The sequence below is a fragment of the Paenibacillus sp. 01L418 genome (assembly GCF_056400045.1).
This window is the reverse complement of record NZ_JBFTSN010000190.1, coordinates 1-11567: the sequence shown is the minus strand read 5'-3', so window position 1 is coordinate 11567 and position 11567 is coordinate 1. Positions and strand designations below refer to the sequence as shown.

At 47.4% G+C, this 11567-nt stretch carries 9 protein-coding genes and 1 pseudogene; 7 read left to right on the top strand and 3 right to left on the bottom strand.

From position 1 onward, the window contains the following. A partial coding sequence (locus tag AC1DSE_RS20505; RefSeq protein ID WP_477528102.1) for an AraC family ligand binding domain-containing protein occupies nucleotides 1-178 on the bottom strand: 178 nt, incomplete at its 3' end. Between the two features lie 220 nt (nucleotides 179-398). Here AC1DSE_RS20505 and AC1DSE_RS20500 point away from each other — a divergent pair. From AC1DSE_RS20500 to AC1DSE_RS20470, 7 genes are all read left to right on the top strand, one after another. Continuing rightward, nucleotides 399-3065: a family 78 glycoside hydrolase catalytic domain gene (locus AC1DSE_RS20500; RefSeq protein WP_477510344.1), complete on the top strand. Its 2667-nt coding sequence runs from the start codon at nucleotides 399-401 to the stop codon at nucleotides 3063-3065. 92 nt (nucleotides 3066-3157) lie between these two features. Beyond that, a complete protein-coding gene (locus tag AC1DSE_RS20495; RefSeq protein ID WP_372238973.1) occupies nucleotides 3158-3526 on the top strand; it encodes an ArsR/SmtB family transcription factor in 369 nt (122 codons plus the stop codon). Between the two features lie 140 nt (nucleotides 3527-3666). Then, nucleotides 3667-4686 carry a LacI family DNA-binding transcriptional regulator gene (locus tag AC1DSE_RS20490; RefSeq protein WP_477510345.1) on the top strand — a complete coding sequence of 340 codons (1020 nt, stop codon included), beginning with the start codon at nucleotides 3667-3669 and terminating at the stop codon, nucleotides 4684-4686. Nucleotides 4687-4745: 59 nt separating this feature from the next. Further along, a complete protein-coding gene (locus AC1DSE_RS20485) occupies nucleotides 4746-5300 on the top strand; it encodes a glycerol-3-phosphate responsive antiterminator (RefSeq protein WP_430063306.1) in 555 nt (184 codons plus the stop codon). Between the two features lie 31 nt (nucleotides 5301-5331). Further along, nucleotides 5332-6822: a glycerol kinase GlpK gene (gene glpK, locus AC1DSE_RS20480; protein ID WP_477528100.1), complete on the top strand. Its 1491-nt coding sequence runs from the start codon at nucleotides 5332-5334 to the stop codon at nucleotides 6820-6822. Nucleotides 6823-7008: 186 nt separating this feature from the next. After that, nucleotides 7009-8691: a glycerol-3-phosphate dehydrogenase/oxidase gene (locus AC1DSE_RS20475; RefSeq protein WP_477528101.1), complete on the top strand. Its 1683-nt coding sequence runs from the start codon at nucleotides 7009-7011 to the stop codon at nucleotides 8689-8691. 231 nt (nucleotides 8692-8922) lie between these two features. Next, entirely contained in the window at nucleotides 8923-9999 is a 1077-nt protein-coding gene (locus tag AC1DSE_RS20470) for a cation diffusion facilitator family transporter (protein WP_477510347.1), read from the top strand. An 84-nt stretch (nucleotides 10000-10083) separates the two neighbouring features. On the opposite strand, the gene AC1DSE_RS20465 is transcribed toward AC1DSE_RS20470, so the two are convergent. Both AC1DSE_RS20465 and AC1DSE_RS20460 read right to left on the bottom strand, forming a co-directional pair. After that, nucleotides 10084-11205 (bottom strand): ABC transporter permease, encoded by a 1122-nt coding sequence (locus tag AC1DSE_RS20465; protein ID WP_477510348.1) that lies wholly within the window; start codon nucleotides 11203-11205, stop codon nucleotides 10084-10086. Nucleotides 11206-11210: 5 nt separating this feature from the next. Next, nucleotides 11211-11567 (bottom strand): annotated as a pseudogene (locus tag AC1DSE_RS20460) (ABC transporter ATP-binding protein); the annotation flags it as partial.

The following is an 11567-nucleotide window of genomic DNA, read 5'->3' as shown; positions in this document are numbered from 1 at the left end:
CCTTATGCACCTGATCTCCGATATGGTGATAGCCGGCTCCTTCTGCAATATATACGCATTCGAGAAAATCGTGATCATGATAGGGGCTCATGATGCTTTCGCTTGCACGATTAACATAAAGCAGCTGGTTGTTCTGAAAAAAGTACTCACCACGGTATGTTTCTACGGGATGGTTCATCGTGAGCTCTCCCTGCGCAAGTTCTACATTTTGTGAAAATGTCCTGTTTGCCGCATGATATTGTCCGTTTTACCCAACATTTTTCAAGCATGCTTTTTTATAATTATAGTGTAAAGCGTTGTGGCAAGGAAGGCGAACACTCAAAAAAAAGGGCGCCAACTCTATTATAAGCTCGGGCAATCAATTAATAGTTGTAAATGATCTTAAGGAGGATTATAGGATGTTTGAAATTAGCGCAGTATATTGTGAATATCAGCAAAATCCAATTGGAATCGGAGTGACAAAACCTCGTTTAGGATGGAAATTACATTCTGATGAGAGGGCAGTTGTTCAAACGGCTTACGAGATTGAGATTGCGGCAGAACCAGACTTTGCATCGATCCTATGGCAGTCAGGATGCGTAAACAGCGAGCAGTCAACGCATGTTGAGCTGGACTCTTTTGTCGGTGAATCCTGTAAACGCTATTATTATCGTGTTCGGGCTTGGAATCAAGATGGAGATGCAACCGCTTGGTCTGCTGTTGCCTTCTGGGAAATGGGGCTGCTTAGTCCAGACGAGTGGCTTGGCGACTGGATCGCTGCACCGCTTGCGATGCTGCCAATTGAGGCGGAGCCTAGCCCGCTAATGAGGAGAAGCTTTGAGCTCACAGGCAAAGTGAAGGAAGCGCGGGTTTATGCGACTGCGCTCGGCATATATGAGCTAGAGCTGAACGGGCAGCGAGTTGGCGATAGTTATTTTGCGCCGGGCTGGACGAGTTACAATCATACACTGCAAACGCAAACTTATGATGTGACTGATCTGCTGAAATTAGGCGGGAATGCAATTGGCGCTTCCCTTGGAAACGGCTGGTACAAAGGGAACTTGGCGTGGGGCAATCAGCGCTGCGTGTACGGCGATCGTTTGGCGCTGCTGCTGCAAATGCACATCGTTTACGAGGATGGACGTGAAGAGGTCATTGTATCCGATACGAAGTGGAAGGCCGCCGTCAGTCCAATTCAGTTCTCGGAAATTTATCATGGCGAAACGTATGATGCACGCCTAGAACAAGAGGGCTGGAGTACAGCCGCTTATGATGACAATGCGAGTGAGTGGCAGACGGCTGAAGTGATTCAGCATGAGAAGCATATGCTTAGGCCGCAGGTGAATGAGCCTGTTCGCAAGCAGGAGAGGTTAAAGCCAATTGCTCTGATTACGACACCCAAAGGGGAAACCGTGCTTGATTTTGGCCAAAACATGGTTGGCTGGGTGCAGTTTGCCGTAAAGGGAGAAGCGGGCTCCGAAGTAGCACTGCTGCATGCAGAGGTGCTTGATCAGGAAGGCAATTTCTACACCGAAAACCTGCGTGCGGCAAAACAAATGATTCGATATGTGCTGAAGGGCGGAGAGACCGAAACATATGAGCCGCGCTTTACGTTTCAGGGCTTTCGATATGTGCAGCTGATTGGCTTCCCTGAAACGGAAAGCATTAAGCTTGATGATTTTACAGGTGTTGTGCTGCATTCGGATATGGAGGAAACCGGTGAGTTTCAGTGCTCTGAACCGCTCGTCAATCAGCTTCAGCATAATATCAAATGGGGCCTCAAGGGGAATTTCCTTGACGTACCGACCGACTGCCCACAGCGGGATGAGCGTCTCGGCTGGACCGGCGATGCGCAAATGTTCATTCAAACGGCATCCTATTTATCAAACGTCGCTCCTTTTTTCACGAAGTGGCTGCGGGATGTAGAGGCGGATCAAGCAGAAGACGGAGGCGTTCCGTTCGTGGTTCCTCAGGTGCTGGGCGAGAATGACATGTCCTCGGCAGCATGGGGAGATGCAGCAGTGATTTGCCCTTGGACGTTATATATTTGTTACGGAGACAAACGGATATTAGAAGAGCAATATGACAGCATGCAGGCGTGGGTAACGTATATTCAGCGCCAAGGCGAAAATGAGTTTTTATGGAATACAGGTTTTCACTTCGGAGATTGGCTTGGACTTGATGCCAAGTCGGGCGATTATGTAGGGGCAACGGATCGGGATTTTATCGCGACAGCCTTTTATGCCTATTCGGTATCCATCGTTCAGAAGACGGCAGCTGTGCTCAACAAGGATGCTGATTCGAAGAGATACTCGGAATTGTACGACAATATTGTAGCAGCGCTTAGAGAAGAGTTTGTAACAGGTGCTGGACGGTTGGCTGTTCCGACGCAAACGGCTCAAGTGTTAGCCTTGATGTTTGGACTCTTGGATGAAGCAGCAGAGAAACGCGCTATTGCCAAGCTGACTGAGCTGATTGAGCAAAGCAAAGACCATCTGACGACAGGTTTTGTCGGTACTCCTTACTTGAACCATGTGCTTAGTGCTTTTGGTAAAAACGATGTGGCATATAGGCTGCTTCTTCAGCAAACCTATCCATCCTGGCTCTACCCTGTGACCAAAGGCGCTACGACGATTTGGGAGCATTGGGACGGTATCAAGGAAGACGGAAGCTTCTGGAGCAAGGATATGAACTCATTTAACCATTATGCTTACGGAGCGATTGGCGATTGGATGTACCGGACGGTAGCGGGCATTCAAACGGTGGAAGCTGCTCCTGGCTATAAACGAATCGTCATCGCACCGCTTCCGGGCGAAGGGCTAACGTGGGCGGAAGGGAAGATTGAGACGGTATATGGCTCAGTTAGCTCGAAATGGTCCAAATCGGAAGAGGGGCACTTCACGCTTGATGTGACAATTCCTTCGAATACCACTGCGGAAATTCGTTTGCCAGGTGCGGAATCGGGAACGAAGGTAACGGAGAGTGGCGGGTTGCTTGCCGAGAGTGCGGGAATAACATCAGCAGCTGAGACCGAGGCAGGCGTTACGATACAAGCAGGGTCTGGCAGCTATCGCTTTGCTTGGTAGATCAGTGCAGGCTGCAAGCAGGTATTTCAAATTCACCCCCTCAACCAAAACATGTTATAATATGCTTTAGGATGAATAGGGTTGGTGGGATGATGATGGATAATCAAGTTGTCGCAGCATGTGATGATTCGTGCGCAGGCTCTGAGGTAAACATAGAGAATGTTAGAAGCAAAATGATTAATGAAACAACAGCTGCTCAGTTGGCTGATTTGTTCAAGGCGCTTGGCGATCCCACGCGAGTGAAGATTATCCATGCGCTAGTGCAGTCTGAACTTTGCGTTCATGATTTGACTGAGGTGCTCTCCATGGGGCAATCGGCGGTTTCTCATCAGCTGCGGCTGCTGCGTAACATGCGTATCGTCAAGCGCAGGAAAGTCGGGAAAACCGTCTTTTATTCGCTCGATGACGATCATGTAGAACAAGTCTTTATGCTGACGCTTCAGCATTTGAAGCATGAATAATACATCAAACAAAGCTGCTCTTCACGGTTAGCAACCATRGGGAGCAGCTTTTGTTTTATTCAAATGGATTTTATTGATTTTTAGTAAAATTAAAGTATAATTTTACTTATCGTCACGGGTTAGCAGGAAGGAAAGGTAATATGGCTACAATTAAAGAGATTGCACAAAAAGCAAAGGTTTCAATTGCGACCGTGTCGCGGGTGCTTAATTATGATCCAGCCATATCGGTTGCAGATGAGACACGCAAACGTATATTTGAAATCGCGCAGCAATTGAATTACAAGACGCTGCGCCAACGTAACGGTGCTGGGCTTAAAGAGCGTTACCGGGTTGGTCTTGTGAACTGGTATTCTGATCAAGAGGAAATGCTTGATCCTTATTACATGGCCATTCGGCTAGGAATCGAGCGAGAGTGCTTCCATAGAAATATGGATTTGGTAAAATTGTTTATGCAAGTCCACTCTGACGAGAAAGATTGGCGAGGCGAGTCGTTTGATGGCATCATCGCAATCGGGCGCTTCGAGAAAGAGGATCTGAACCGTTTTCCAGAGGGGCTGGAGCCTATTGTGTTCGTTGATTCTTCCCCAGATGACAATCGATTTGATTCTGTTGTTATTGATATCGGAAAGTCGGTTTCAGAAGTGATTGATTATCTAACTCGCCTTGGCCACACAGAAATCGGTTATATTGGCGGGCATAACTTAGTAAATAATAAGCGTGTGCGTGATGAGCGTGAGCATGTATTTATAGAACGAATGACTGATAAAGGACTGTACGATGCAGAACTTGTTTATACGGGAGAGCATTTGTATTCCGAAGACGGATATAAGCTGATGCAGCAAGCGATAAAAGCGAATAAAATGCCAACCGCTTTTTTTATCGAAAATGATTCTATGGCCGTCGGCGCCCTCCGAGCACTCCATGAAGCGGAGCTTCGTGTGCCAGAAGATATTTCAATTGTCGGTTACAATGATATCGCTATTTCAGCCTTTTTGCAGCCGCCGCTTACGACGGTTAAGGTGCATATGGAGTATATGGGCGAGACGGCTGTTGAGCTGCTTGCTGATCGTCTGGCTTCAAAGCGGGATATTGCGAAAAAGATCGTATTGCCGACCAAACTGCAGGAACGTGAGAGCAGCATTAAACGAGTGAAGCGCTGAATAAAACAGCCGCTAAGACGAGTAAATTCAAGCATTCGAGCGGGGGTGGCAAGATGTCGATGTTGCTAAACGGGCAAAACGTATTGCCGGCAGTGCATAAGCTGAAGGATGTGGAAGCGGTGCTTGCTTCGCCTTTTTCATACATGGTGCTCCTTGGTGGGCATTTGGGGCAATTAAAGCATATCGTTGACTTGGCGAGTCAGCATAACAAAAAGGTACTGCTGCATGCCGATTTGATCGATGGCTTGAAAAACGATGAATACGCGGCAGAGTTTCTATGCCAGTCTATTAGGCCTGCAGGCATTATCTCGACGCGTTCCAGCGTTATTGGTCGTACGAAGCAGAATGGACTGATTGCCATTCAGCGATTATTTCTTATTGATTCGGATGCTTTGGAGAGAAGTTATACGGTGCTGGACAAAAATCGTCCTGATTTCATTGAGGTACTGCCGGGTGTTATACCGGATATTATAAGTGAAGTGAAGCAGCGGAGCGGCATTCCCATTATAGCGGGAGGACTAATTCGTACGGAGGCGCATGTCAGCCAGGCGCTTGAAGCGGGAGCTTCGGCGATAACGACATCACGGAAAGAGCTGTGGAAGCTAGGAAAATAAGCGTAAGCTGACAAGTGAAGGAGGGGTTCAAGTGGAAACGTATATGTTATCGCTCGATCAGGGCACAACCAGCACGCGCGCGCTGCTCGTCGATAAGAGTGGAACCATTGTAGATATAGCAAGAGAAGAGCTTCCGCTGTCTTACCCGCATTCAGGATGGGTAGAAGCAGATGCTAGGTTTATATGGCAGTCGACGAAAAAGGTAATGGCAGAGCTGCTGGCCAAAACAGGCATTACCGCTGAGCAAATTGCTGGAATCGGAATAACGAATCAACGGGAAACAACCGTTGTCTGGGACAAAACGACGGGTCAACCGATTCATAACGCGATCGTATGGCAATCCCGCCAAACGGCGGAAATTAGTGATGGTCTTAAGAAAAGCGGCTATGAGCAACAGTTTCACGAGAAAACGGGCCTGCTTATTGATGCTTATTTCTCAGGCACGAAGGTGAGCTGGCTGCTTGAGCATGTGGAGGGCGCACGCGAGCGTGCTGAGAAAGGCGAGCTGCTCTTTGGCACGATCGATACGTGGCTGATCTGGAATTTAACCGGTGGACAGGTGCATGTAACGGATGTTTCGAATGCTTCTAGAACGCTTATGTTCAACATCCATGAGCGGAGCTGGGACGATGAGCTTCTGCATATTTTGAACATTCCTAAAACGATGCTGCCGGAGGTTCGATCTTCCTCTGAAGTTTACGGACATGTGGTTGATGAAATAATCGGACGCAAAATTCCAGTTGCAGGTGCAGCTGGTGATCAGCAAGCAGCTTTGTTTGGTCAAAATGCTTATGCAGAAGGAAATACAAAAAACACATATGGTACGGGCTGCTTCATGTTAATGAATACAGGCACCAAAGCAATCGTCTCCGAGAAGGGGCTGCTCACCACGATTGCGTGGGAGGTTGATGGCAAGCTGGAATATGCGCTTGAAGGCAGCGTATTTGTGGCAGGTGCTGCGATTCAGTGGCTTAGAGATGGTCTAGAGCTTATTGAATCGGCTTCCGAGACGGAAGCACTGGCGGAGCAGGTGGAGTCCTCGGACGGCGTTTATGTCGTGCCGGCATTTGTTGGACTCGGTACGCCGTACTGGAATAGCGATGTTAGAGGAGCCGTATTTGGACTCACGCGGGGGACATCCAAGGCACATTTTGTCCGTGCTGTATTAGAGTCGCTGGCTTACCAGACCAAAGATGTTCTCTCCGTTATGGAGGAGGAATCAGGTTTGCCGCTGGAGTCGCTTTGTGTAGACGGCGGAGCCGTTGCCAACAACATGCTTATGCAATTCCAAAGTGATCTGCTTGGCGTTCCCGTGGAGCGTCCAGTAGTAAATGAATCTACAGCACTTGGAGCTGCATATTTAGCTGGACTTGCGGTAGGCTTCTGGCAAAACCGCGAGGAGCTGGCTAAGCTGAGACAGGTAGATAAAATATTTAAGCCTGCAATGGAAGAGGAGACACGTGCCGATTTATACAGCGGATGGCATCGTGCAGTCCGAGCGGCCATGGCTTTCGCGCAATAATTATGCTATACTGATGGCAAGTTAATAACGGTTGGAGATCAGGAGAAACCACGAGAACCGCTTCCACACCCTTTTTAGGGATTGGGGAGCGGTTTGAGTGGTTTTTTTGTTTATTTAGATTCATTCATGAGTAATGAACTGTAAATGGCAGAACAATAATAAATAGACAATCGGGAGGAAATAATGATGACCATTCATAATAAAGAAATATTTGCCGCCCAAAATCGTGAGCAAGTACTGAAGCAGATGCAGCAATCACAGCTGGATGTACTCGTCATAGGCGGAGGAATTACTGGCGCGGGTATTGCGCTTGATGCTGCTGCGCGCGGTATGAAAGTGGCTTTAGTGGAGATGCAGGATTTTGCAGCTGGGACCTCTAGCCGTTCGACGAAGCTGGTCCATGGCGGTTTGCGTTACTTGAAGCAGCTAGAGATTGGTGTCGTAGCCGAGGTTGGCAAGGAGCGGGCAATCGTATATGAGAACGGGCCGCATGTTACGACACCGGAATGGATGCTGCTTCCGCTTTATAAGGGCGGCACCTTCGGTAAGTTCTCGACATCGATTGGTTTGCGCGTTTACGATTTTCTAGCTGGCGTCAAACGAAAAGAGCGCCGGATGATGCTGAACGTAGAGGATACGCTGTTTAAGGAACCTCTTTTGAAGCGGGATGGCTTAAAGGGTAGCGGATATTATGTGGAATACCGTACCGATGATGCACGGCTAACGATAGAAGTGATGAAGAAGGCAGTAGAAACCGGCGCATTGTCGGTGAACTATGCCAAGGTTGAGACGCTTCGTTATGGCAAAGACGGTAAAATAACAGGCACGTTGGTTAAAGATATGATTAATGGCGCTGAATACGAGTTGAAGGCAACTAAAGTCATTAATGCTACGGGCCCTTGGGTCGATGATATTCGCGAAATTGATGGATCGAAGAAGGGGAAAACGCTCCGTCTGACAAAAGGCGTTCATGTGGTCTTCGACCAGAGTCGTTTCCCATTGCGTCAAGCCGTCTACTTCGATACGCCGGATGGCCGCATGGTATTCGCGATTCCACGCGCGGGAAAAACGTATTTCGGTACGACGGATACCAACTATAAGGGCAATACCGTCAATCCAGTGATGACGCTGGAGGATCGCACTTATTTGCTGCAAGCTGTTAACTTTATGTTCCCAGACCTGAAGCTTGTAGAAGCAGATGTGGAATCAAGCTGGGCAGGCCTTCGCCCGCTTATACAGCAAGAAGGGAAATCGCCTTCGGAAATATCGCGTCGTGATGAGATTTTTGTATCGGATTCCGGGCTGATTTCGATTGCGGGCGGCAAGCTGACGGGTTATCGCAAGATGGCTGAAACCGTTGTAGATAAAGTAGTAGAACTGCTCGGGCAGGAGGGCGGCAGCAAAGCTTTTGCCAAAAGCGAAACCAAGACGATTACGATGTCAGGCGGGGAATTAGGCGGGTCAAAAGGTTTTGAGCCTTTTGTTCAGAAGAAATCAGCAGAGGGAGCACATTATGGCTTCAGCAAGGAAGAGTCTGCTTTTCTGGCACAGCGTTATGGCTCAAACGTGGATCAGCTGTTCTCACTGGCGCAAAGCACAGGCTCTTGGGCGGAAACCTTTGAATTGCCGCTCATACTAGCGGTTCAGCTTCGTTACGCCATAGAGGCGGAAATGACAGTGAAGCCAACCGATTTCTTTATTCGCCGTACGGGTGATTTGTTTTTCCGAATCGGATATGTTCAGCAGTGGAAAACACAGGTCATAGCCGCGATGGCGAATCGTCTTCAGTGGAATGACGAGCAGCGGACTGCTTATACATTGGAGCTGGAAGAAAAGCTGGTTGAAGCAGTAGAGCCGCTGAAAGGCTAAGCTGCTTCGATATTCGTTAGATCAACGGAATTCGATAGAAATGGAGGTGCAGAGATGCGCCTCTTTTTTTGTTCGTAAAAGTTGTTGCAACATTAGCATAAATTACATATAATAAATTTAATAACATATGAGCATGTATTCATATGTTATGGAAATTCGATTGCATTCATGAAATAGTTGGTTTAGATACAGACTAATAAAGTCTGTTGGAATGGATTGGGGGAGAGAATTATGAACGGATCACAGGATGGGAAACTAGGGAAAAATTTAAAAACAGCAGCCATTGCGGAAAACCATCAACATGATCATGGAGATGGAGCATGCGACCATAACCATAGCCATGAACAGAACGCACCTAAGCATTCGCATGGGAATCACAGCCATCACGGTCACCACCATGGTCACTCGCATGGTCATGGTCATCATGGACATTCTCATGCTCCGAACAATAAAGCGGGGCTGTTGATCGCACTTATTATTACAGCAGGTATTATGGTTTTGGAGTTTGTAGGGGGACTTGTGACGAACTCGTTGGCGCTATTGTCTGATTCAGGGCATATGCTGAGCGATACGGCGGCACTGGCGTTAAGCTTGGCAGCAATGTGGATTGCCGTGCGTCCAGCTTCTTCTAACCGCACTTATGGATTTCATCGTTTTGAAATATTGGCAGCCTTGTTTAATGGCATTACACTGTTCGTTATCGCCGCGTTTATCATTGCGGAGGCAATCAAGCGGTTCGGTGAACCGCCGACCGTCGCGAGCGGGTCGATGATGATTATAGCTGGTATCGGTTTGCTTGCTAATATAGCAAGTGCATGGTTTCTTATGCGGAAGGCGGATGTGAAGGACAATCTAAATGTTCGCAGTGCATATCTTCATGTCATCGGAGATGCCATTGGTTCGGTAGGCGCGATCATTGCCGGTATTTTGATGTATTCATTTTCCTGGTATATCGCTGACCCGATTATTAGTGTAGTCGTTGCTCTTCTTATTTTGCGAAGCGCATGGGGAGTGATTAAATCAACCGTTCATATTCTGATGGAAGGAACCCCAGCTCATGTGAATGCTGAGCAGGTTAAAGAAGCACTGCTAGACATTCAAGGTGTCAAAGACGTTCACGATCTTCATATTTGGACAATAACATCGGGAATAGACTCCTTAAGCTGCCATCTTATTGTTGAGGATGATAAGGATTGCCAAGTCATTCTTCAGGAAGCGATTCAACATCTGGCCGACAGATTCCAAATTGAACATTCGACGATTCAAATCGAGAAATCGCAATTGAAGCACTCTGCTTGCAAGGTATAGATCCGATTATCGTAAAATAGGGCTGTCACTTCAGTAGGATGATCTACTTTTGTGACAGCCCTATTTTTTAGCTTATGATTACGACTAGGCTGCTTCCACAGCTGATTTCGATTTATACACTTGGGAGCCGATTAAGAAGGACACAACGCCCCATGTGACCATAATGCCAATACCGATCCAGAATGAGGTTGAAACGATCCCGGAATTGTATATGAGACCATCCCGCATGCCCTCCACGAAGTAAGTAAGCGGCAAAATTTGTGCAATAGGCTGCAGCCAGTTTGGCATGATTTCGAGTGGGATAAATACACCGCTAAGAAACATCATGAGCATGCTGGTAATGTTGGATATCCCCATATAAGCTTCTATAGATTTACTGAAGGAAGAGAATAAATAACCCATCGCATTAAATACGAGTGCGCCTGCAAAGAAAGCAATAACTAAGCTTAATACATTAATATGAAGATTTGCGCCAAAACCGAATACGCCAATCAATGTTAAAATAATGATTTGAAAAACGCCGAGCAACAGCTTTACAATTACGCCTGCCAGCCCGTAAAGGCCCATTTTGGCTGGCGTCATGCGAAGCCGTTTCATCAGTCCCTTTCTGCGCATCTCAACTAGACTGACCATGCCGAACAGACCACCCTGCGCGAGTGTTAGACCGATCATGCCTGTCAGCAGGAAGTCCGCATAATTCAAATCCTCGGAGCCTTGCGAAATGGATTGTCTAGTTAAGCTGAATGTTGGCGTAGCTTTGGCAACGGTCCAATTCGTCTGTTGAATAAATTGATCCAAAATGCCGGCAATAGCCTGGGTGGTAGCGCCTTGCTCATTGGCTTTGTTTACAACGAGCTGCATTGTGGTGGAGCTATCGGATTCAGGCAAAATAATGAGCGCATCGATATCTTGTTTCTCAATGAGCGTATTGCCGGCTTCCTTCGTGATTGGCTGCTCTTCTTTAAACTCGAATACCGGGATTTGGCGCAGCTGCTCAAGCAGCATGCTCGAATTGGCATTCGGCTGTGAATCAACAACGGCAATTGTAGCTTTAAAGCTATCGGGTGAGCCTCCGCCAAAAATAACCATAAATAATACCATTAAAATTATCGGAAAAAAGATATTCCAAAACCATACTTGTTTTTCGCGAAACATCATTTTGACCTGGGCGCTAAACATTTTGGAAAATTGTTTGGTGTTGTTCATTTAACTTAATCCCTCCATTCCTTGCCGGTGAAGGCAATGAATACATCTTCCAGGCTCATTTCACGAATAGAGATTTGCTCGACGCGGAAGCCGCGATCCTTTGTAAATCCAAACAGCTCATACAATGTTTCTTCAGGCTGGGTCGTCCATAGCTGGAGCGAAGCGCCTTCGCGATTCGTTCGGACGACAGCATGGTGGAGTGTAGCGACTTTCTCAGTCTCAAGAGCTGCCTCAGCGCCATCAATAAAGGTAAGTCTGACCTCTCGTTCCTTCGTGAGCCGATCAATTAAAGCAGCGGGAGTGTCTAAGGTGACGATTTTCCCTTGATCAACAATGCATACACGGTCACTCAGCTTTTCGGC